Annotated in this window: 18 protein-coding genes, 1 tRNA gene, 2 pseudogenes and 1 CRISPR repeat array; of the genes and pseudogenes, 13 read left to right on the top strand and 8 right to left on the bottom strand. The window is 37.4% G+C overall.

The window, feature by feature from the left end; all coding sequences use genetic code 11:
• Window positions 1-38: 38 nt before the first annotated feature.
• On the bottom strand, window positions 39-380 hold the full coding sequence (locus JZ784_RS16030) for a hypothetical protein (protein ID WP_346315561.1): 342 nt from the start codon (window positions 378-380) through the stop codon (window positions 39-41).
• 384 nt (window positions 381-764) lie between these two features.
• On the opposite strand from JZ784_RS16030, the gene JZ784_RS16025 reads away from it, so the two are divergent.
• The 5 genes from JZ784_RS16025 (at window position 765) to JZ784_RS16005 (ending at window position 4,166) form a co-directional block, all read left to right on the top strand.
• Window positions 765-1,052: a hypothetical protein gene (locus JZ784_RS16025; protein ID WP_346315560.1), complete on the top strand. Its 288-nt coding sequence runs from the start codon at window positions 765-767 to the stop codon at window positions 1,050-1,052.
• 99 nt (window positions 1,053-1,151) lie between these two features.
• Window positions 1,152-1,228 (top strand) — tRNA-Met (locus JZ784_RS16020).
• Window positions 1,229-1,932: 704 nt separating this feature from the next.
• Window positions 1,933-2,055 (top strand): hypothetical protein, encoded by a 123-nt coding sequence (locus JZ784_RS16015; RefSeq protein WP_346315559.1) that lies wholly within the window; start codon window positions 1,933-1,935, stop codon window positions 2,053-2,055.
• 558 nt (window positions 2,056-2,613) lie between these two features.
• Window positions 2,614-3,627: a 3-oxoacyl-[acyl-carrier-protein] synthase III C-terminal domain-containing protein gene (locus JZ784_RS16010; protein WP_346315558.1), complete on the top strand. Its 1,014-nt coding sequence runs from the start codon at window positions 2,614-2,616 to the stop codon at window positions 3,625-3,627.
• Window positions 3,628-3,728: 101 nt separating this feature from the next.
• Complete coding sequence (locus JZ784_RS16005; protein WP_346315557.1) at window positions 3,729-4,166, top strand: Sbal_3080 family lipoprotein; 438 nt, start codon at window positions 3,729-3,731, stop codon at window positions 4,164-4,166.
• A 59-nt stretch (window positions 4,167-4,225) separates the two neighbouring features.
• Here the strand turns inward: JZ784_RS16005 and istB are convergent, their stop codons facing one another.
• From istB to JZ784_RS15990, 3 genes are all read right to left on the bottom strand, one after another.
• Window positions 4,226-4,963 (bottom strand): IS21-like element helper ATPase IstB, encoded by a 738-nt coding sequence (gene istB / locus JZ784_RS16000; RefSeq protein ID WP_163146473.1) that lies wholly within the window; start codon window positions 4,961-4,963, stop codon window positions 4,226-4,228.
• Window positions 4,956-6,521 carry an IS21 family transposase gene (istA, locus tag JZ784_RS15995; protein WP_317113568.1) on the bottom strand — a complete coding sequence of 522 codons (1,566 nt, stop codon included), beginning with the start codon at window positions 6,519-6,521 and terminating at the stop codon, window positions 4,956-4,958. The genes istB and istA overlap by 8 nt, the downstream gene beginning before the upstream one ends.
• Window positions 6,522-6,677: 156 nt before the next feature.
• Window positions 6,678-6,854, bottom strand: a complete 177-nt coding sequence (locus tag JZ784_RS15990; protein WP_005141051.1) for an Arc family DNA-binding protein — start codon at window positions 6,852-6,854, stop codon at window positions 6,678-6,680.
• Between the two features lie 79 nt (window positions 6,855-6,933).
• Between JZ784_RS15990 and JZ784_RS15985 the strand changes: the two genes are divergently transcribed.
• Complete coding sequence (locus tag JZ784_RS15985; RefSeq protein WP_163146474.1) at window positions 6,934-7,875, top strand: Arc family DNA-binding protein; 942 nt, start codon at window positions 6,934-6,936, stop codon at window positions 7,873-7,875.
• Window positions 7,876-7,984: 109 nt separating this feature from the next.
• Window positions 7,985-8,918: pseudogene (locus tag JZ784_RS15980) on the top strand (IS5 family transposase).
• A gap of 146 nt (window positions 8,919-9,064) precedes the next feature.
• Here JZ784_RS15980 and argJ read toward each other — a convergent pair.
• Together argJ and JZ784_RS15970 are read right to left on the bottom strand one after the other, a co-directional pair.
• Window positions 9,065-10,243, bottom strand: a complete 1,179-nt coding sequence (gene argJ / locus JZ784_RS15975; protein WP_163146475.1) for a bifunctional glutamate N-acetyltransferase/amino-acid acetyltransferase ArgJ — start codon at window positions 10,241-10,243, stop codon at window positions 9,065-9,067.
• Window positions 10,244-10,485: 242 nt separating this feature from the next.
• Window positions 10,486-10,911 (bottom strand): annotated as a pseudogene (locus tag JZ784_RS15970) (transposase).
• 445 nt (window positions 10,912-11,356) lie between these two features.
• Between JZ784_RS15970 and JZ784_RS15965 the strand changes: the two are divergent.
• The 4 genes from JZ784_RS15965 (at window position 11,357) to JZ784_RS15950 (ending at window position 15,771) form a co-directional block, all read left to right on the top strand.
• Window positions 11,357-12,130 carry an enoyl-CoA hydratase/isomerase family protein gene (locus JZ784_RS15965; RefSeq protein ID WP_163146476.1) on the top strand — a complete coding sequence of 258 codons (774 nt, stop codon included), beginning with the start codon at window positions 11,357-11,359 and terminating at the stop codon, window positions 12,128-12,130.
• Window positions 12,131-12,240: 110 nt separating this feature from the next.
• Window positions 12,241-13,431, top strand: a complete 1,191-nt coding sequence (locus JZ784_RS15960) for an asparagine synthase-related protein (RefSeq protein ID WP_163146477.1) — start codon at window positions 12,241-12,243, stop codon at window positions 13,429-13,431.
• Window positions 13,432-13,516: 85 nt separating this feature from the next.
• Window positions 13,517-14,323 (top strand): TauD/TfdA family dioxygenase, encoded by an 807-nt coding sequence (locus tag JZ784_RS15955; RefSeq protein ID WP_163146478.1) that lies wholly within the window; start codon window positions 13,517-13,519, stop codon window positions 14,321-14,323.
• Window positions 14,320-15,771: a fatty acid--CoA ligase family protein gene (locus JZ784_RS15950; protein WP_163146479.1), complete on the top strand. Its 1,452-nt coding sequence runs from the start codon at window positions 14,320-14,322 to the stop codon at window positions 15,769-15,771. The genes JZ784_RS15955 and JZ784_RS15950 overlap by 4 nt, the downstream gene beginning before the upstream one ends.
• A 569-nt stretch (window positions 15,772-16,340) precedes the next feature.
• Window positions 16,341-16,969: direct repeats of the CRISPR family, unit length 28 nt; unit sequence GTTCACTGCCATACAGGCAGCTTAGAAA.
• Between the two features lie 101 nt (window positions 16,970-17,070).
• Here JZ784_RS15950 and JZ784_RS15945 read toward each other — a convergent pair.
• Both JZ784_RS15945 and JZ784_RS15940 read right to left on the bottom strand, forming a co-directional pair.
• Window positions 17,071-18,273 carry an alpha/beta fold hydrolase gene (locus JZ784_RS15945; RefSeq protein ID WP_346315556.1) on the bottom strand — a complete coding sequence of 401 codons (1,203 nt, stop codon included), beginning with the start codon at window positions 18,271-18,273 and terminating at the stop codon, window positions 17,071-17,073.
• 501 nt (window positions 18,274-18,774) lie between these two features.
• The gene (locus JZ784_RS15940) at window positions 18,775-19,650 is read right to left on the bottom strand and encodes a hypothetical protein (protein ID WP_346315555.1); all 876 of its coding nucleotides are present in this window, start codon (window positions 19,648-19,650) and stop codon (window positions 18,775-18,777) included.
• Between the two features lie 623 nt (window positions 19,651-20,273).
• On the opposite strand from JZ784_RS15940, the gene JZ784_RS15935 reads away from it, so the two are divergent.
• Together JZ784_RS15935 and betT are read left to right on the top strand one after the other, a co-directional pair.
• Window positions 20,274-20,687: a DNA breaking-rejoining protein gene (locus JZ784_RS15935; RefSeq protein ID WP_346315554.1), complete on the top strand. Its 414-nt coding sequence runs from the start codon at window positions 20,274-20,276 to the stop codon at window positions 20,685-20,687.
• A gap of 502 nt (window positions 20,688-21,189) precedes the next feature.
• Complete coding sequence (betT, locus tag JZ784_RS15930; protein WP_346315553.1) at window positions 21,190-23,160, top strand: choline BCCT transporter BetT; 1,971 nt, start codon at window positions 21,190-21,192, stop codon at window positions 23,158-23,160.
• Window positions 23,161-23,389 lie beyond the last annotated feature (229 nt).

Here is a 23,389-nt window from a genome sequence, read left to right as displayed (position 1 = left end):
ACGAGAAATTCTCGGTTTTTTTATCAAGTGAATTAACCTTAACTGCAGCCGATGTTTAATTTTTCTTTGTAGTAGTTCACTGCCATATCCAGGTCATTCAGCAGCTTTGTTTCTGTGTAGTCATGAGGCTGCAGCTGCAACAAAGCAGGCATATAATGGTTTTTATATTCGGCAGGGTAATCCTTGCAGATTATATTGATTTGCTCTGCTTTAGGTGTGTTTGGGTTGTCGAGCCTATCCAGATAGTTGCCGATAATCACATCTGATTTTTCAAATTGGGTTTTAGCCGTGCGATTTTCTGCAGGATTCTCTGCCTGCTGCTTTTGGCAGCCGGTGATTGTCAAAGTAATGAGCAGAGTGCTGAGTATTTTTATTTTCATGGTTTTGTCTTGCTGTTATTGATGAATGAATTATAAAGACAAATAGGTGAAAAACCTACACAGAGTGGATTTTGTTTGGAATGCAGCATTAAAGCCGCTGTATATTCTCTAGGCCTTTTATTATAAAGCGGGGCTGGCTATCTCCAAATTGAGTCATAATAATGTTCATCAAAATTGCATTATGGAGCCATTTTCGATTCATAATATCTGCATCATTGATTTTTAAATCAACCTTTTTGTGAATAAATTTATCTTCAGGATAAAATTCAAACGATCTTGAATAAGCTTGACGTGATTGTCAGCAGCGTCTCGCTCCGCGAAGCTTTTGGGCTTTTTAACTGATTAAAATGGTATAATGGGCTTGTCGTTCAAGTACCTTATTCTATGTCTGAAATCTATAAATACTTATGTACTCAAATGAGTACATTTGGGTCATTGCCAACACATAAAGTTTTTGTAAGCAGCGTGGGCAGGAAGACAAAATTAGTTTTCGCTGATAATACGTTTGTGTATGGCACCGTTTCTGATTGGGCTTTAAGCCACTCAGGCCTTGATTCAAGAAAGTCGGTATGGTCGGAAGAGCCTAAATTATTTTTGGAAAATGAAAAAAGAAGATTGAGTTCATACAAGGCTTTACATCCAAGCTTTATAACAGAAGCGGGAGCTGGTTAGTTTTTAAGACACTTTTTATTTAATTTATGCCGTAAATGGCTATATTTCAAATAAAGTTTGCTTTGTGCGTGCGAAGGGCGTATACGAGCACCTCGTTGATGCGGGATGGAGCAGTCTGGTAGCTCGTCGGGCTCATAACCCGAAGGTCGTTGGTTCAAATCCAGCTCCCGCTACCAACGAAAAAAATTTAAAGTTTATATACCCGTCTTCCCATAAGATGGGTATTTTTTTGCCTGCTGTTTTTACCCTTTAATCGGTTTAAAAATGAATTCGGCTGGCGCCCAGATTCAAATTCCCTCGAATTTGATGCCTTTAAAAAAGTGAAATTAGCCCTATTAATTATTTAGGGAGGCTAAATAGCCCATCTAATGATTATCCCTCTCATATCCCATAATCGCGATTAAGGAGAAAGCTATGATCTATTTCCTTCGTAAATTATTTTGCATTCATGAATATGAATTTGATTACGATCCTGACTGCGGATATATACAAATATGCCGTAAATGTGGAAAAAATGATTAATTAGATTAATTAAATAGTTCTCCAGTTTGCCGGACGTATTACGGCACATAAGACCCTGCTTAATTCTAGATATTGGCGGGGTTTTTCTTTTTCAGGTTAATGGTGATTGTCATAAATTATGAAAAAAATTAGGAATTTATTATATGGAAGTGGTGGAGATGATTTGATATATTTAAGATTCAAAAAAATATAAATAAAACGACTTATAATATTATGAAATATTTATATAAAAAAAATATTTTTTGTGGGATAGTCATCATTTTTTGTTTAATCTCAATCTTTGAATATATGTCTGCTAGAGTCCATTCTAATCGAATTGATAGGGTGCTTTTTTATGATCAAAGTTTGGAATCCGAATATGGAAAAATACGAAGGTATAAAATCAAAAAATGGTCGCGCACTTTTGATGATTTTGGTACACATTGGCTGCATTATCAGCTTTATCTATATGGCGATAAAAGGAATGGCGAGGTATGGCTAACTATGGAAAAAAAGCCTGATCAATCAAAATTTACTTATAAGATTGAGTGATTTCTGAATAGAACCGCCTTCGGAGGCGTTTTTTTAATGGGCGCAATTTATGGATAAAAGTGATTATTTGGGGAAAACCAACAAACAAGCGATTGCCAACAGCCAAAAAAATGCTTAGAAGCCGATGAAATCTTATTGCAGCAATAAGACAAATATTTAAATGGCCATGAAGGTAAATTTCAATTCAAATCTACAGCATCAGAAGAAGGTCCGCGATAAGTTTGGGTGCAAGTTGGATGAGGCGTCTAGGTTCAGTTATGTGGCGCATTTCAGTTTGACGGCATTCAATGTCATTGCCCGAGTCCGATCCTATACTCCCGCTGCGATGCCATTGCACGGCAGCAGCATTCATTTATATTTTAAACTGTACGAGGCGCCGTGCGAATTGCATATTTTTTGAGTGTATTTTTATACTGGGTAATCTGTATGAGATTGGTTTTTAATACTTGAAAATTATTCTAAATTTAATATAAATAAATCTCAATTAATGAGAACCATAAGAAGCAAAATGAATACTATTTATGAAACTAAAGGTCGAGAAAAACCTTCTCTGAATATTGCTGCAGTGGATATCTATCATCCAGAAACGATCCGTGATAATGACTACTATCTTGAACGATTCAAAGAAAATGAGAAGATACCGGACTTATTAAAAAAAGTGGGTCGGGATAAGAGATATGTAATAGGCGATGCTGAAGAAAATGCGCTTACCATGGCAATTAACGCTGCAGAAAAAGTATTGGAAAAGCATAATATTAAGGATGGCGATATTGATATTATTATTTTCGCATCAACAACGCTGGAGTACTTATCTCCAACCAATGCATTGTGGCTGCATTCAGCTTTAAAAATCAAAAAAGATTGTGTGTGTTTTGATGTCAATGCGAACTGTTTGGGTATGTTTCTAGCTTTAGAGCAGGCGTCAGTTTTACTTCAGTCTAAAGAATCTTATAAGCGTGCTTTAGTGGTCGGTGCTGACCAATTGAGCAAGATTGGCAGTGAGGATACGCCAATCCCTTCAAGTATCGTCGGTGATGCTGCTGCTGCGCTTATTTTGGAAAAAGCAGCAGATGGATTAGGATCAGGCATGATCGATCGCACCTATAAAACAGACAGCAGTTTCAAAGATACTATTGTTTGGCCTCCGAAGGGCTTTTCTTGCGGTGAGAGCGCAAATGAAAAAATTCATTGGGCTGCATTTAGCGGAATCGAAAGTGTAGAGTTTGCCGCTGAAGCACTTGATGAATTATTAGATAAGCACAATCTGCAGCTGGAAGATATTTCATGCTTTTTGCTTTCTCAGTTTACAAAAATGAATATTGATATTCTTCAAGAGAAAAAGAATATCCCTTGGGAGAAAATTGAATATGTTGGGGATCAGTATGGGTATACAGGGGCGAATAGCCTATTTATAGCTTATGCAAGCAGGCTGAATAAGGGAATGCTCAAAAAAGGGGATCTTATTGTTTTGTGGACACTGGGTGCTGGATACCAAGCTGGGCTTATGCTGTGGAAGCTGTGATTCATAATATATTAAAAGCGCCTTCGGGTGCTTTTTCTGTTAGCTATATATACTTTTAATCATAAAATAAGTATTTTATCGCCTTGTTTTAAGGGGGTAATATGAAAAAATTATTAACATCAGGCGCACTTGCCTTTGCGGTCACTGGCTGCACATCAATCAAAGTGAATAACAGTGAAGGCTTTCAACCTCAAAATGTTAAACAGATTTGCGTAATCGCAAATCCTAAAGTCACTATAGATGGGTTTGATCAGTCTGTAGCGCGCAGTTTTGCCCGATATAAGATTAATGCGCGCTTCTATCCTGAAAATTCAAAACCGGCTTTCTGTGAAACAACAATGAATTATACAGCTTTGCGCTCTTGGGATTTTGTGACTTATATGAGCTACGCCAAGTTTACATTGATTAAAGAAGGCCGAATTGTATCGGAAGCTGAATTCGCGCTGAAAGGAAAAGGTGGCTGCAAAATACTGGATAAAACGACCACCCATTCCTGTTCGTACCATACCAGTCATTCCTATTCGTGCTATACCACTTGAGTTAAAATAAAAGAGAGAACAGTAGTGGAACCGTCTCCCTGAGATAAAGAAGGTAGCTTTTACTGAGAATAGATTTTTTCTCGATACGATCGACCAGAAATTTCTAACTCGTATGAACGATGTAAAATGCGATCCATAACTGCATCTGCAATCGTTGGATCTTGGAATTGCTCAAACCACAATTTTTTAGGTACTTGACTAGTAATGAGCAAGCCACCATTTTGTGATTGCTTATCAATGATTTCCAAGAATGATGGAGCTAAAGATTGATTAAAACCACCTAATCCAAAATCATCAATAATAAGTAATTTCACAGAACATACCTTTTTCTTAAAATCTTTGATTTCACCTAATGTAATTGCACTGCTAATTTCATCGAATAGGCTTATTGCATTAAAATACATGGCACTGTAGCTACGATGACAAGCTTCAGCACCCAAAGCACAAGCTAACCATGATTTCCCTACGCCTGTCGCCCCTGAGATAATTAGCCCCCTGTAATCACTGATCCACTCACAATTAGCATAGCGAGCAATATCTGCCTTTTTAATTTTTCGTTCAGAAGCGTAGTCAATATGCTCTAATCGTGCAGTGGGATAACGAAATTTTGCAATCGAAAAAAGTCTTTCGATCCGTCTATTTGTCCGATCATTTAATTCTGCATCTAGACACAAATCTAAGAATTCTTCAAAGCTTTTACCTTCAGCAAGCATTTGATCTAAAGAAGCCTCTGCTGTACGCAAGAAGCCTTTGAGTTTTAGTTGCTCTAATTTATCTTTCACCGATTGTTTAAGCATGAGCAACTCCAGAATTTTGTAAATAGTAATCAGCACCGCGGATATTATGGTGGGATGTTGGAGTATGAACTAATGCATCTGACAATGGTTGTTGCTGGATTTGATAAGCACTGTTTGCAATGATGCGTTGTAGTCGATCCAGAGCATAAATTTGTCGTTGTGTTGCAAAATCACAAGCCTCTTCAAGACAATGGGACTTTTGATTGTCAACTACCCACTTTCTCAGTTTGTTTAATGATTTAATATTTCTAGCGAGATCACGTTTTTGATTTAAAATATGGCATACATAATGTGAAGTATTTGGGCCAGCCCGATTTGCCCAATAAATAATTTCATCTTTTGATAAACCTTTTTGAGTAAGGTGTGCAGGTGACATATGTTCATCAAGACATATATCTTGGCGTATACCGTGACTAATCACGTGTTCCGCAATTTTTTCACGCTCATAAAAGATATGTAGTGTTGATTGAGTAACTTTGAGATCGACATGCAAATGTATATGGCTATAAGGAACTGAATATTGATTCCCATCATATTCAACTCGATAGAATTCACTCACCCGCACATGTCTTTTCCATGAGCAGAGTTCATAAGGATAAAGTGGTAATGGTGATATATCCTTGCTATCCAGCACCAAAAATTGTTCGTAGCGACTGATGGTAAAACGTCGAGTTATTTTTCGATTGATGATATCCATTTTTTCCTGAATGACTTGGTTTAACTCTTCAATCGAAAAGAATTTTTGATTTCGTAAAGAGGCAAGTACAGCACGTTGCACAATTTGAACACTAACTTCAGCTAGACCTTTATCTTTAGGATGACGAGGACGAGTTGGAATAATTGCAAAGTCATAATGTGCCGCAAAGTCTTCAAAATCCTTTTGAAAAACTAAACCAGTCTTATTGTTTTTAATGACTGCTGATTTGAGATTGTCTGTGATCACGGTTGCAGGAACACCACCGATATGAGCAAAAGTTTTGATAAAACATTCGAGCCAATGTTCCACCCTTTGACTTGGCACAGCATAAGCAAATGTATAAGCAGAAGCCCCTAGAACCCCTACAAATACTTGAGCATAGCTCTTTGACCCATCTACAGGTGAGGTAATTTCCATTGTTCTACCACAGAAATCAACTAGTAAAGCCTCACCACTCTTAAAAGTTTGGCGCATTGACGCATGTTTTTTATTACGAAAATGATTAAATACATGGCAAAAACGAGAATATGAAAGACCTTCTTTATATTGAGCAATATATTCTTGCCAAAGGAGTTCCAGAGTCATATCCCGCTTTTTAAGCTCTTGATTGATATATTCAAAATCAGGATAAATTTTTCGTGTTGGGTAAGTTGGAGTACGTGAAATCTCAAAATAATCCAACAACTCCAGATTAGTAAATAAATTAAGCTCACTATTATCAATCGGGAAAAGTGTTAATTTATCAAAAATGGTTTTTACAGAACTGCGGTTAGCCCGAGCCTGTATCGCTGTTGACCTTTGGCTATACCCAAGATTAAGTAGTCGAACAATTTGCCTAATTTTATCTGTTTCAATACGCATAGGAATGGACCTCTTTGGTTCAAAAGAGGCAGAAAGCACCGCGTGAACATTGATAAATCAATCGATGTTCAATACAATGAAATTGTCTTGACCGCAAAATTAAGACAACATTAGAGACTCATGTACCCGCATGAGTCTCTATTATTTCTGCCATATTTAATTATCTTTCATCTGTTGTACATTGCTAGGAATTTGCAAAAATTGCTTTAAAATAAAGTTAATTTGAGCATTCATGGATCTTTGTTGAGCAATAGATTCTTCCTGCAGTTGCTTTCTTAAATGAGCAGGAATACGAATTTTAAGTTGAGCGAGTTCATGAGTATTGGGGTTCATAGAAACCTCTCTGGACCACATTGGTTTAAATATATTAAACCAATGTGGTTTATATATCAATATATAAGGTCCATGTTCTATGAGTCTATTAAGTGATTCTCAAGTAAAACTAAGAATACCAACTGAATTAAAACAAAGAATTGAAGCTGAAGCGCAAGATGCTAAACGTTCAATGAATGCAGAAATTGTGGCACGCCTTGAAAATAGCTTTAATTTCAAGAAGTTGGATTCAGAACATGGGAATATTACATTAAGCCCTTACCAACTTTTAGATCGTAAAAAAGAATTATCAGATAGATTAGTTCATGCTATTCAATGGGCAAATTTTAATAACTTTCGAGAGTTAAAGTATTCTCATATTGCAGAACAGCTTGAGTATGAAACAGCAGAAATCTTTTTGGATTGGGTACAAGGCAAACATGAACCTACATTTGTTGAACTCAGAAAAATCGCTGAATTCTTAGGGGTAGAGCAAGATTGGCTGGTGCATGGTGATGGCTATCCAACACCACATTCTTCATTCGATGCTTCAGGTTCACCTGAGCGAGATATTCTAGAGCTATTTCAAACAGAAGGAATCTCTGATCATGAAATTTTTATGAGCAAAGTTAAAAAGATTCACTTTGTAAGGAATATCTCCCCTGAGGGTGAGTTAGTGATTGTTCGAGAATATAAGAATGAGAAAGTTGATGTATTGGAAACTCGAGCTCATATTTCTACAGTAATTGGTGATGGTGGGCGAAGAATGCTACAAAATTTTGCGAGTTTATGGGCTTACCTTTATGATAGTCCTCACCGTAATTCAGTACATAGTTATTTAATGAAGAAAGAAAAATTTAATGAACTTCGTAAATTATACGTGCATCCTTTAGCTATTCTTCGTCACACTCAACCCTCTTATTGGTGGGAGGAAATTTGGAGAAAGCAACCAAGCTCACATATGAAAGACTTATTAGCTGACCAGTGGGAAGATTGGGTTTCAACAACTCATACAGCAAGTGAGGGTGTTGAGGCAAAATAATTTATATTATTTTAGAGCATATTAACATTCTCTGTTCAAAGGAATAACGAGAAAGGGCTTTGTTGTACAAACCTATCCAAGAAGGTCTGTTCAGCAATATAATTTCAAAATGAATAAGCCTACACCCAAAATCTATAGAACAACGAATTGGTCCGCTTATAACCGAACATTAATAAATCATGGAAATATCTCGATTTGGTTTGATCCTACGACTCAATGGTATACTCACCCACAAGGCAAACACGGACTAAATCAAACTTATTCTGACGCAGCCATCCAATGCTGCTTAATGATTAAATCTCTATTTAAATTGTCTTTGCAAATGGTTACTGGCTTTGTCCAAAATCTAAGTAAGCTTTGCGGATTAAATTGGATAGCGCCAGATTATTCAACACTATGTAGAAGACAAAGGCATATCGATATTGCGATTGGCTATCAAAAAAGTAGTGATAGACTCTATCTACTTGTCGACTCTACTGGTCTAAAGTTTCTAGGTGAAGATGAATGGAAATGAAAGAAACATCAGCCTGAATATCGTCGCCAATCGCGTAAAACTACATATTGGTATAGATGCTGAAACCCTGCAAATACCAGCTGTTCAACTCACGACGAACAATGTGAGTGATTCACAGGTACTTAGTGATTTACTTGATCAGGTTCCACTTGATGAGCCAATACACTCTGTCTATACCGATGGAGCTTATGACACAAAAAAATACCGTCAAGTCATTACGGATCGACAAGCGCATGCTGTGATTCCACCCAGAAAAAATGCAAGACCTTAGAAAGATACAAAAGCACATTCTAAGGAGAGAAATGAGTTACTTCGATCAGTCAAATATTTAGGCAGAACACATGGAAAAAAATAGTCAGGCTATCATCACCGAAGCTTGGTGGAAACCAAGATGCATTGCATCAAGTTATTAGGCGATAAACTCAATGCTAGAAATTTTGACAGCCAAGTTAAAAAGATTCATGCACGTGTGGCAGTCTTAAATAAGTTTACGATATTAGGCGGACCTCATACCCAAGTTGTATCTTAAATTAGAATTACTTAGGGAAACTCAACCTTTCAAATCTTTATACAATAAAGCCGAATTAAATACGATAGTTAGAGTCTTTAGTTGATGTAATCAATTACTAAAGCTCTAACCTTATTTTTCAAACTGTTTTTTATCCTTAATTTTAGTTAGGTGGTATAATCTGCATTAATACGTATATATCCTTCAGATAAGTCACAACCATAAGCAGTGAATTCCCCCTCAGCTATAGATAAAAATATATTAATCTCAATCTCAGATCCTGAGAGATAATCCTTTAGTTTTTTTAACTCATGGTCTTGTTGAATATCATTCAATAATGGATAAACTTGCTGGTGTCCAAAGGAAATAACAGTTTTTATTGGGTCAATATCTGTCTCTGTATCTAGTTTACCAATCGCCATTACAACACGCCCCCAGTTAGGGTCGCTACCATGAATTGCTGTTTTAACCAATGGAGAATTAACAATACTTTTTGCAACTAACTTAGCTTGTTCATTATTTCTAGCACCTTTTACATTAACAATGATTGTCTTTGTAGCACCCTCACCATCACTAGCGATTTGTTTCACTAAATTCAACGCACATTGATATAAACTATCACTAAACTCATCTTCGTTAACTGAACCAGCTAGCCCATTTGCGAAAATGGCGGCAGTATCACTAGTCGATGTATCAGTATCAATACTTAGTGCATTAAATGTACGATTAACAACATTTCTAAAGATAGTATTTAATTGATTTTGAGCTAATGCCGCATCTGTAAAGAAAAAAGCCAGCATTGTAGCCATATTAGGCTCGATCATTCCAACCCCCTTGGCAATACCAACTAGAGTCGCATTACCACATTTTACTTTTGAAACTTTGGGATGCGTGTCTGTTGTCATTATTGCTTTAGCTGCATTCTGGGCAGTCAAAGTTCCTATTTTTCCAGAAAAATCATGGAAACTTTCACGGATATCATTCATTGGATATTTTTTACCAATAACACCTGTTGAAGCAACTAACAGTTTATCTTGTGGCAATCCGAGGACATCAGCAGCAAGTTTCTGTAACTCTTGTGCATGCTCATAGCCTTTCTTCCCCGTAGCCACATTCGCGTTCTTTGAAAGGACAACTACACCTTGAAGAGGTCCATTTACTAGACTCTCTCTACTAAGGACCACACTAGGTCCAGCAAATAGTGATTTTGTGAATACAGATACCGAACTTGCCTGAACGGTAGAAGCCACTAATAAACAATCATCATCAAGATTTTTGAGGCCAACATTAGCTGTTAACCCAATAAAGCCCTGAGGTAGTTCATCAGAAAAATTAATATCAGACATTAAAATTTACCTTTGCTGAAAAGTTGAGGCTAAAAAAGATTGAGGATAGGCCTATAACATTTTATTGTACATTGCCTATACATAATGAATATAAAAGAATTTGCTACTTTAACTGGATTTTTATTATTTAAAGCATTTATCTAGGGCTGTTGACATTTCATAACGATAAAATTGAATTTTACTTTCTCGTGGCTTTGTTGCACAAAGATTTAAAAAGTATAACTTCTCTAAGCGACTCAAATTTAAGTGGCAACTTGGGTATGAGGTCGGCCTAATATCGTAAACTTATTTAAGACTGCCACACGTGCATGGATCTCATTCACCTAACTAGGAAAACTCCTTGCTGTTAATTTATCGCCTAATAATTTGATGCAATGCATTTTGGTTTCCACCAAACTTCGACGATGATAACCAAACCACTTTTTCCAAAGTGATCTTCCTGATGGCTTGACTGTTTTCAATAACTCATTCCGCTCGATAGACCTCGATTGTTTATCTTTCCAATGTTTTGAATTTTTTGGAGGAATCACTGCATGTGCTTGTCTATCTAAAATGACTTTTCGGCAGTGTTTAGTGTCATAAGCACCATCGGTATAGTAATCCCTCCTAAAAATAAAAGGATCTAAAAGTAGAATTTTATCTGAAAGTATAAGCGGGAGATCCTGCATGAAAACATCTAAATTTACTAACAGCCAGATCATGTCCATCTTGAAGCAAGCGGAGTCTGGCACACCTATTGCTGCCCTTTGCCACTAACAACAGCTTTGTCCAACAAAGCCGTATATCAATATATTTCATGCATGAAATATTAAAAAATGTCGGTGAAGAATTACAGCAAATAGTCATTCATTTTGTGAGTTATGCAAGTTGCCTAATGTGTAAATTTACAGGTATCACTTAAAAAATCATCGTTTTATATAATTAATATGATTACTAATGAAAGCTAAAAAAACCTTAAACATTCGACAAACTCATTTCGGAAAATTTATTTTAAGTTGAGATTAAAGAGAGTGTGTAACTTTTAGCCAATTTTATTTTTAATAAAATTCATTACTATCCATCTCGATAATTTTTTATCATTTTTATATACTTAAATATACTAAAGGGTTAGATATGAATAATTTAATAAAAGAAAATACAGCTGGAAATATGGAAGTACAAGGCGAAGTAGCTGTATTCACATTTTCAGGTTCTGGTCACAATACATTTGCAACTTGGAAAATGAATGAAATTGCCGAAACTTTAGAAAATTTGGATACGAGCAGTATTAGAGCAGTCATCATCACTGCTGGTGAAGGCCGATCTTTCGGGGTTGGTGGTGATTTTCATGAAGTTAATACTTTTAAAGGATCAGATGAAGTTGATAAGTGGATTGCAGCATGTGTTCGCATGTATACATCCGTTTTAGCTTTATCAGTTCCGGTAATTGCAGCACTTGATGGATATTCTATTGGTATTGGTTTACAACTGGCATTGTGTGCGGATTATAGAGTTGCATCTCATATTGCCGATTTAAGGATGCCTGAATTAAAACTTGGTATTGCATGTGTTTTGGGTTCTTGTTTATTAAATGAAAGAGTTGCGCCACATGTAGTAAATCGAATGATCATGACATGTGAACCTTGGTTAGCACCAAAAGCTTTTGAGGATGGTTTGGTTGACGTGGTAGCTTCAGAAAATGAATCTGTTCTTGAAAAAGCAAAAACTATCGCTCAACAATTTTCAAAATACCAACCAGTACCTTTTAAAACAACTAAACGTTATGCCAATGCAGGCATTATTGAACGACTTGAGCATGCACGAATCGAAGCGACTAGAGCTCACCGTGCTGGATTCGCCGCCTCACAATCAGCACAAGAACGCATGCGTGAAGTGATTAGTAGTTAAGTAAAAAGAGTAAGTAAGAGATGATTGATATCGTCTGTTAATTTACTGAAATTAAAGACAATAATTTATTAGTTTTAGATTTAGCAACCTAAAAGTATTTGGAATATATAATGGATTTAGGACTTAATGCAGGAATTTTTGTTATCTCTGGTTTTTATTTTACCAAAAACAAGACAGAAAGGTCTGTATACAATGTATATCGTAAGGATATTGCATTAAAAGCGGGTACGGTTTTTGGAGCGAGCTCTATTGAGATTACTGCTCCCTCACTGGGTCAATGGCAATTATTTATTGCAAAACGTGATGTAGAGAAAGGAGAATGGGTTGTCACTAATGACTATATTTTTGCTGAGCAATTGATTGCTACTTGGAATAAAGAGTCATCTCATACTACAGAGTTGATCAAGCTCGATCCTGGTAATTTTGTAAAAATTAACAAAAATGACAATGGTATTTGGGATATAGAAATCACTAGCAAAAAGAATACGTTAATATCTACAACAACGGTAACAGACTTATTTGAAGCAATATCAAATGTTGAAGAAGCTTTAGCTATATCTGTAGGTTCTATTGCCCAATCACAACGGCCAGTAATGTTGTTGCTATCTGGTGGTGTTGATTCAGGATTACTCTGTTCATTTTTGGCTGCACAACAAGCTGATGTAGTAGCTGTCACTATTAAGACGCCATGGGGGGATGAATTAGAGGGAGCAACAGCGACAGCTGCACATGTGGGTGTGCCATTAGTAACTCTTGAACTATCTAAGGAAGACTTATTAGCTGGTATAGAACCAACACTACGTTGGATTCAGCATGATAATGTTGAGATAACTTTGATTCAGTTATTAGTAACAATTGCGCATAACTATGCGAGCAGTCAAGGTCGAGATCTTGTTACAGGTATGGGAAGTGATCTACTTAATTCTGTTTCAGAAACAGGAATGGAAGCTTCACCTGATGAACAGGGTCTAGCTGATAGAATCATAAATGTTAGTGGATCAGGATTACTCAAAACGAATGCTCTTGGTACGGCAGGTAAATACTTGATTCACCACCCTTATTGGCAGGCTTCCACAATTGCAGCTCAATTAGCTGTAGACCAAATATTGAAATCTGATGGTACTTTCGAAAAGTATTATTTGAGAAAACTAGCCCAAAGAAGGTTGCCTGAAAAGATAGCATTTGGATATAAAACAGCAATTCATCAGGGGTCAAACCTAGAGCAAGGTTTATCTGAATCGCTGTTACCATTGACGTTGGATGAACATATTAAACAGTTATGGAAAGCGATTGCCCACTAGGCTGAATATAGCTATTTGCATTTTGGAATTAGAAATATCAATCCAATATTGCAAATAGCTCTGAATATTTTTATCAGGATTAATTATGAAAACAACTATAGAACAGATAGCTAATTCAAAAATAGGGATCCAGTTAGCTCGAAACGAAGCTTGGCCCTCATTAAAGGAATTGGCTGATGAAGTGATTTCTAATGCGAAAGAGCATGGTGTTGCATTGGCCAAGAACCTCTCACTCACGCGGGAACAGTTCAAGGAACTAGTTAATTTGGCAGGAAAGACAGCGGAACACCGATTCGGAACAGGTTCGGCTGAATTACTAGATCTTAATGCAGATCCAAATCCAGAAAAATACGTAACTGGACGCGTTGCACTACCATTGCATAATGATGGCGCATTTGTAGGAACACATCCTAGTTATATTATTCTTTATTGTGTTGAGTTTAATCAGAGTAATGGATATGGTGAAACTGAAATTTGTGATCAGAAATTAGCATTTGAATCTATGCCAGAACATTTGAAAGCAATATTTGAGAAAGACTGGGAATATAAAATACATGACGCCTCACACTTCCCATCCATTGCACATAAATGGATATCTGTACCACCTTTGATTAAAAAAGATGATGGAACTACATCATTTAATTTAGCCCTCCCATTTGATACAACTGAGAAAGCACCAGCTTGGTCTGTACGTTTAGCGGATCATGATGAACAAAACAGCCGTGATTTACTAGTTGAGCTCGACCAATTCCTCAAGAATTGTGATGCTTTTTATTCTCATCGTTGGAATGTAGGGGATTTACTGATAATCAATAACTCTAAAGTTATACATGGCAGAAATACCATTACCGAAAATGGTACTCGTCACTTATTTAGAGGGCAATTACAATGAGTATCAGAAATTCAATCTTAGATATTATACTTCAACATGACTCGTCTCAAGTGGCTATTGTTTATGGTAATAAGTCTTGGACATATACAGAACTCTCTGAACGGTGTCTATGGTGGAAAGAACATTTAACTAATAAAGTTAGTCAAGGTGAAATTGTTGTTTGTGATTTTGAATCTGATCCATTTGAATATATTTGCAAATTCATCGGTGTAGTATCAGCTGGCGGTATACATTTATCCACACGGGATCGATATACAACTTGGTCAAGACTACAGCGGTTAGGCACTCCTTGGAGTGCGATTACGTCCTTATCTGATGCAGGTGTATTAACAGAATTTTCTTCATTACGAACAGCGATTAATAAGCATGATGGAAATATTTTTCTAAAAAATGAATTACCTGAGTCTAGTTTATATTCATCAGGGCGAATTCTAGAAACCTCTGGAAGTACAGGTGAACCTAAATGGGTTTATTGGACTGAGTATAATCTAATCCAAGATAGAAAATCTTGGATTAATGATTTGTCTTTGAATTTACAAGACTCTATCCTTAATTTACATGCCTTGGATTTTGCCCATGGTATAGATGTACATGTATTACCTGCACTCTTTATAGGTATAACTGTTGTTCACCACAATATCAGAAGTGATGATGTAACAGATATTATTAACAGTATATCTAAGCATAATGTAACGATGATGAGTGCCTTGCCATCTCATTATACGTATCTAGCAATCAATAGTACTGACCCGAATTTAGGAAACAATGTGCGATGGGCGCTAACTGGCGGGGCCCTACTATCTCCAGTCACGATTAGTATGATTCAGAATAAAGCAGGGCTTAAATTAAAACGCTTATATGGTGCTACAGAAGCAGGCATAATGTGCGCGGACTTAGAGAAAGACAATCAAAGTATTCCAACTCTATGGCCAATGAATGGTATAGAAATGAAAGTACGTCCATTAAAAGCAGTTTCCGATAAATTTCCAAATATAGGTGAACCATATTTTAAACGTACTCATATGGCCTCATTATATTGGGGAGATGAAGTTCGTACAGAATCAACTTTTGGCGATGGCTGGTATAAGACAGGTGATGCTGTTAGTATCAATGATGATGGTTCTATTGCAGTCTTAGGACGTGCTGAAGATGTGTGGTTTGACAACACTACTCAAAAATTGCAATCAGCTGGTGAAATATCCTCAGCTATATCAGAGATTCATGGAATAAATGAAGTTGCTGTTTTTCCACCATCAACACCATCAGCTAAACCTACGATTTTCTGTACTATTGACCCTCAGATTTCAATATCAACTTTAAATGAGTATATTACTGAAAAATTAGATCAATTACTCATTGAAGCTACAATATTTCTAGGAAATGATTGGCCTCGAACAATTGTCGGAAAACCTGCTAGGCGAGCATTACTAGCATGGACAACAGAATAAATTAGTTTCTTTTTTCAATAATCCAGAAACCCATTCATATTTTGAATGGGTTTTTAGTTAGGGGCTAGTTTTATGATTGCAGACACATGAAAATTCAACATAAAATATGCTTTACTAGTATCAATAGGATCGTTTATCACAATATTATTAAAGTAAAGAACCATTGGAGATCAGGTATCTCAACCAGATGAAAGAATTAAATTGAATAATTACCATTAATGACTAAGCTATTTGTATCTAAGAAGAATATTTATAGTTTTCTTTAAACTAGATAGATTGGTGCAGTTGGAATAGGAATAGCTGGTATGGTACGAACAGGAATTGGTGGTATGTTTATGCAGGAATATGCATATATATTGAGTTTGCCATTTCCTTTTGATCTTGCTCACTTTTATTTGGAGATTGAGTTATATTTATTTGACGGTGAAAGACGATTTTACCCAATATTTTTTCACTCATTAATAGATTAGTAAAATCAATAAGTTATATTTCCGCTTGGAAAATTGGGTTATATTATTTGTTTAATATTAAGTCATTGTTATAAAAGTAATTTTAAGTATTGAGTTACTGTTCACTGCCATACAGGCAGCTTAGAAAATCCTTATGAAAGCCTGCCGACTCATTACACCGTTCACTGCCATACAGGCAGCTTAGAAATTTTGAAAGAATTAATCCAGTTCCTTATATGCGTTCACTGCCATACAGGCAGCTTAGAAACAATGTTTTGAAACAGCGCACCTTGACGCTTAAGTTCACTGCCATACAGGCAGCTTAGAAAAACAAACAAAAAGACATGCAAAAAGTAGAAGAGTTCACTGCCATACAGGCAGCTTAGAAATATACGAAACAAAGGCTTAACATACGATATTTGTTCACTGCCATACAGGCAGCTTAGAAATTTCCTCAAGCGTGTGAATTCTTTGATTGGGTGTTCACTGCCATACAGGCAGCTTAGAAATGATTTCGTCAAGACTATTTCTGACTTCTCAAGTTCACTGCCATACAGGCAGCTTAGAAAATCAGGATCACGCTGCTGCTTGATTCGATCACGTTCACTGCCATACAGGCAGCTTAGAAAAGGCGGTGGAAGTAATGGTGGTGGTTCCATTAGTTCACTGCCATACAGGCAGCTTAGAAATTTTGATGATTCAAACGGATGGACACGAAATCGTTCACTGCCATACAGGCAGCTTAGAAACATTCCTTATTTATAAGAGACTGAATTCAGCCGTTCACTTTTCTAAAATAGAGCGCCTTATGGCGCTCTATTTTAAGTCTCAAATGTCTTAATCTGCGCTATTATTTTAAGCTGCAGGTATTTACAGGTTTGCCTTGCTCAACGGAGTTGATAAAGTCTCCAATCAGGAATTCACTTTGTCTTAAGGAGTCACGATGATCTCCATTCTTGACAGGGTGAAACGCCATCGGTTTTCGCTCTTTACATACTTGTTGATAATAAGCATAGGTTCCGCGGTAATCGACTAGCTGATCTTTATCGCCTTGTACAAGTAAAAGAGGCACATTGGGTGTGATATTATCAATAGACTGTTTTTTTAAATAATTTGTCAGAGGCGTCAAATTAGCATTAGATTTGAAAACAGTTTTAGGCGCTTCTTTTAGATCAGATTGCAATTCAGATAAGCAGCGTTTACGGGCATAGTTCAAGACTTTATCCATTTCCGGGCTAACTAAGTCTTCTGGATTGAGAGAGGGATCTGCCGCTTCAGCACCAAGAAGAACGATAGGAAAAAATGCCGCAACGCTTGGATCAATTTTAGTTTGGGTTGCTACATATTCAGCAATTCCCTCATATTGATAGCCGCCCGGAGCCAGCGCAATTGCACCGCGCAGATTCAGCTCAGGAGCATCTTTCGGGCCAAATGCTGCAACAGCAAGAGATGCCGCACCACCTTGGCTATGGCCCATGACATACCAATTTTTACTGAATTGATAAGGCTTTAAAAGGTGGGTTGCGCGGACAGCATCAACTACAGTGTGCAACTGACTTTGTGCATTCATATAAGGATGCCCGCCAGGAGTGCCTAAGCCTTGATAATCAGGTGCAACAACGGCATAACCGCGCGCCAGCCACGCATTTAGCGCTTTGGCAGCTATTTGCTGATAGACATGAACGGGTCCGCCGGCAAAGTCATTAGAAGGCGCACAAGTATCTGCTACACCGGTTGTGCCATGAGCCCAAGCGAGGACTGGCCAGCCGCCTTTAGGCGCTTTCCCTTTAGGCAGTAAAATAAACCCTGAAGCCACGATTGGTTCGGACTGTACACCGCGGCTGCGGTAATTAACTAAGAATCGCTGTGAGGCGTTGGTAAATAAATCAGTATCTTGTGCCTGTATAGATAAGATTGTACCAGGCACTTTAGCGGGAAGATCTAAGATTTGATTTGTACTGTTATTGGAGAGTGCAGGTGAGGCAATTGCGTATGTTGAACCTAAAAATATGCAGCTCACTGCTAATTTGAGAATAAAATGCTTAGTTTTCATCGTTGGCACTGACTCCTTTTTTATGTAATTTTAATGTATCAGTTTTATGCAGGTGCCTTAAATTAATTGCGAATAAAATTTGTAAATTAAATAAAAATAGATGCATAGCGTATTGTCTTTGCTTTAGGTTCTGCCGAATCTATAAATTGTATTTTGAACATTAGAACCTGGTTGGTGATTTTCCTGATTTTATATCAATGCATACAATCGTATTTTTTTTCTTCTTCGGATACTTCTGATTAACCTCGAGCAGTACACAGTTTTATGCAAGAGCATTATTAACTCAGTTTAAAATTTTCAATCGAATAAATGTGCATAAGCCGAATTTTTCATTTCAGGAGTTACGGCGTGAAAATAATTGGATTATTGGGAGCTTCTGCATGGTGATGATCTGGCCGTCAATTTGAACCGTATTTTAGAGCTAGACGCCCATTCTAAGTGGTCTTTTAATAAAAAGCGGTTTAGAAATAAGGATTTCTAAACCACACTCATCAAAATGTATTAATAAATAACTATACCTGTAAGTGATTCTCCGCCAGAATAAATCACATCTTTTTCAAGAGTATCTAAATTGATACGATATATACAGCCAGAAAGATCCGAAACAAAAATATGAGAGTCCTTTAATACTAAGCCGATTGCTTCTTTGAAACCGTTTGCCAGTATTCTATGATTTTCTAATCCTTCATCTGTCATGCTTGCGCAATTTAAAGTGTTGCCATTGGGTTCGCTGCCTCTGTCCGTCCAGTACAGAATTCGGTTTGCTTGATCCATCTCTAAATCTATTGGCTCTGGCAAATCGGAAAGTAATGTCAAAATATCACTGCGGTTTAAAGCATTTTCACCTAAAGGGATATTGAGGCCAGCCCGGAAAATTCTGCCTTTACCGCCTTTTTTAGGCCCTTTTTGTGTCCAATAAATATGGTCACGGTCTTTATCAATGGCTATGCCGACACACTGGTCTTGGCTATTCTTTGGATAGATGGGGGAATCATCACGCTCAACCAATTTCTCTAGCTGGCTGCCATCGGTTTTTGCACGGCAGACGTTGGCGCCTTCGCGGTCACACCAATATAAATACTGTGTTTCTAAATCAAGCTGTAATTGTTTTGGAGTACATATTTGACCATTGCCGATCAGCAGTTCTCTTGCGCTGCCATCCAGTTTTGAACGGTAGATTGCACCGTCAGGGAGGAGGAAGTCTTCGCCATTGCGGTTCGGCCCCATGTCTGTCCAATACAAATATCCATTGGCTTTATCGATCTGCAAGCCATCGGCGTAGCCAACTTGTTCAATGGTATATTCTATTTCACCACTGGAAGTATGAATGAAAACAATTTTTTGCTGAAGAATATCTAATACCGCCAGATTTTCCACATCTATTCCCTTATAAATATTTGTATATTATGAATTTAGCACTATATTGATGGTTTTCAAAACTATGGGCTGGACTATGTAAAATGCTCTGAGCCATAGCCTCTGAATTAGATTGGAAGTCTGCTGAATAAGCAAAAGCTTTAGGTTATAAACATCTCATCACATTCTTTGCCCGAACCCCAATTGTAAAAGAATTCCGCAAATGGGTACGCGACGTACGTTTAAAAAAAGTCCTGCAACAGCAAATCGATGCATGTGCAAAGCTCAATTCAGAGCAGCAAGCCTGATTGCTTAAAGAAATCATCCGACCGACGTTGCAAGACATACTATGTTTAGCCAAACATGGCGGAGAATACATAGCTCAGCATTCACCAAACTGAATCCTTAACTGATTTATATGCTGTACGGCCATATGTCCGAATTAAAAATATCTCCGCATAAACGATACAGATTGCTGAAATAAAAAATAGACCACCTTCGGGCGATTTTTTATATAAATTGATAACAAATGAATATGGAAAAAGAGCCTAATACTAAATACGATATGAATAATAAATCGTTGATGAAATTTATAATTTCAGGTGATTTTTAAATATATATTAGGTTGAGAAAGGCAATCAGAGATGAAAAAAATAACTTTAGTGGGTTCAATAATCTTGGCTTTGTCTACAGCCGCATTAAGCGTATTTGCGGCGCCTGTCAAGCCCATTCAATTTGCGAAAGGCTCTGTTGGCACTACCGTTGCAGGCTCATTTAAAGGTTATGATGATGTTCAGTATAGTTTGCGGGCTAAGGCGGGGCAGACTTTAAATTATAAGCTTACAAGTAATGGGAATCTTGCTCAAATTAACATATATGCTCCGGGTGATAAACCAGGTGCAGCAGAAGCTTTAGTGATTGGATCTGCAACAGGTACAGCAGGACAGCTCAAATTGCCAGAATCCGGCAATTATTTAATTCAGATTTATCAAATGCGCAATACTGCACGCAATAATAGAACAGTAAACTATAAATTGCATATGGGGGTAGACCGTTAAATCAGTCTGCGAAGAAGGAATGAGAAAAAACAGCTCAAGCTTGACCTGATCAACAGGCTAAGGCGATCCAGCTTGCTAGAAAAAGGCCACCTTCGGGTGGTTTTTTACAATTGTGCATTTAGAAAAATTTAGAAAAAATCATCAAATATCTGATAAAAATCATAATAAGATTTCAGAAATCATGTGTGAATGTAAGATATTGATAAATAAAATAAAAATATAGATTTTATCTTGCTTTGATATGATCCTTAATTTGATTTATTGCTTAATATTAAATTATGTATCTAAAAATATGATAACATGTACAGATTCTAAGCAGTGGCTTTGATTGAGTCAGGCTCACTTTTTTCATTTTATCTAGGCGAATATTTTAAATATTTGTCTAAAAATGAGAATAAAAGCGATAGCACTCATCACGACAAGCCTGTTTCTGTCCGCATCTAGCGGATATCTTTTTGATCAATTTAGATCTGTCTTACAAATAAAACGGAATAGGGAAGGTATGTCTTCATTGAAACCGTCATGGTATTCCAATGTGAATCCAAATGTATTTATCAGCACTGTTGTTATTATTGGTATTTTTATTGCCATTGTATTCTTGGCTCCCAATGCTTTTGACTTAATAACAAAACAGCTGAATCAATGGGTCACAGACTCATTTAGCTGGTTCTACGTATTATCCGTAGCAATCTTTTTAATTGTGCTTATTTATATTGCCTGTTCAAACATGGGCAAAATTAAACTGGGTTTAGATCATAGTCAGCCCAAATACAGCAACAGTTCATGGTTCGCCATGCTGTTTACTGCAGGTATGGGCATCGGTTTAATGTTCTTTGGCGTTGCAGAGCCAGTAATGCACTACGCTTCACCGCCTACAGGCGATCCTGAAACGATTCAGTCTGCACAGCAAGCCATGCGCGTGACATTTTTCCATTGGGGCTTACATGCCTGGGCTATCTATACAATCGTTGGTTTAGCATTAGCTTACTTTGCGTATAGACACAATTTGCCTTTAAAAGTCCGTTCCGCTTTATACCCTTTAATTGGAAAAAGAATTTATGGCCCGATAGGCGATGGCGTAGATACCTTTGCGACGATCGGAACAGTATTTGGTGTTGCAACGACATTAGGCTTTGGCGTGACACAGATTAACTCGGGCCTTAATTACCTGTTTGGTATTGAATATTCGCTGACCACGCAGCTTATTTTAATTGTCATTGTCACAGGCATGGCTTCATTGTCTGTTTTTATGGGCCTGGATAAAGGCATTAAGCGGCTATCAGAAATTAACTTGGGATTAGCCTTAATCCTGCTGCTGTTTGTATTTTTTGCTGGCTCAACCATCTTTATATTGCAAACGACTATACAAAATGCAGGTCAATATTTTTCAAATTTGTTCAATATGACCTTTAACTTATATGCCTATCAATCGAATGGCTGGATTGGCGGCTGGACCATTATGTACTGGGCGTGGTGGATTTCATGGTCGCCATTTGTGGGCATGTTCATTGCACGAGTCTCCGAAGGCCGCACGATCCGCGAGTTTATTGTGGGGGTTTTACTCATTCCGACTGGCTTTACCCTTATTTGGATGGGGGTTATGGGGAATGCCGCGCTATACAGCATTTTAAATGAAGCAAATACCTCACTGATTGCGGCAGTACAGCGAGACTCGTCTGTTGCTCTCTTTGAGTTTTTAAATACATTACCCTTCTCTGGCGTCATGAGTTTTGTGGCGACTATTTTAGTCATGCTATTCTTCGTGACATCTGCAGACTCAGGCGCTTTAGTCACAGATTATTTAACGGCTAAATCGGAAAATTCTCCAGCATGGCAGCGGCTTTTTTGGACATGCTTAATGGCTGTGCTCGCCATTGTTCTGTTATTTGCAGGCGGTTTAGGCGCACTGCAATCAGCAACAATGCTAAGCGCATTACCATTTACCTTTGTAATGTTGCTGATTTGCTGGGGTTTGGTGAAAGCTTTGCACTTAGACGCGACTAAAATGCAGGCCTTGCAAGAAGCGCGCATTACCCCAAGAGCAATTCAAAACCCGAGAAGCTGGCAGCAACGCTTAGGGCTTATCATGCATTACCCGCATACGCGTGAAGAAGTTGAACAGTATATTGACCAAACTGTAAGGCAAGCGTTTTCAAATTTGCAGAAAGAGTTTAAACGCCGCCATTTAGATGTATCTATTCATAATATTGATGCTGGCCTGCAGCTGAGGGTCAATCATAAGGATGAAATGAACTTTATTTATCAAGTGGTTGCGCAGGAAAAGAAGACACCAAGCTTCATGATGGATCCGAAAGAAATACTGCATGATTATCAGGCCGAGGTATTTTTAAGGGAAGGCGGCCAGAATTACGATATTATTGATTGGACACAAGAAGACCTCTTGCAAGATGTCATTGATCAATACGAGAGGCATCTCCACTTTTTAAATTTAGTCCGGACAAAGAATGCATAAGCATTCTTGAGCGGCATCAAAAAACCGCCATATGGCGGTTTTTTGATGCCGAAATCAAAGTATTTCTTGTCATAAACAAAATACAGTTAATAACCATAACTGCACACAGGCGATATTCTAAAGCTATAAGATGAAACTATAACGCTCTTGCGTATTGGCCGACTCAAGATAAATTATGAGCCGGTTTTTTGCTTTTAATATCTGTAGATAAGTAGGGGGTAACGCGAAA

This window comes from Acinetobacter sp. CWB-B33 (assembly GCF_039655955.1).
Taxonomy (GTDB): domain Bacteria; phylum Pseudomonadota; class Gammaproteobacteria; order Pseudomonadales; family Moraxellaceae; genus Acinetobacter; species Acinetobacter bouvetii.
Note: the sequence above shows the minus strand (reverse complement) of the source record. Positions and strands in the feature narration are given on the sequence as shown.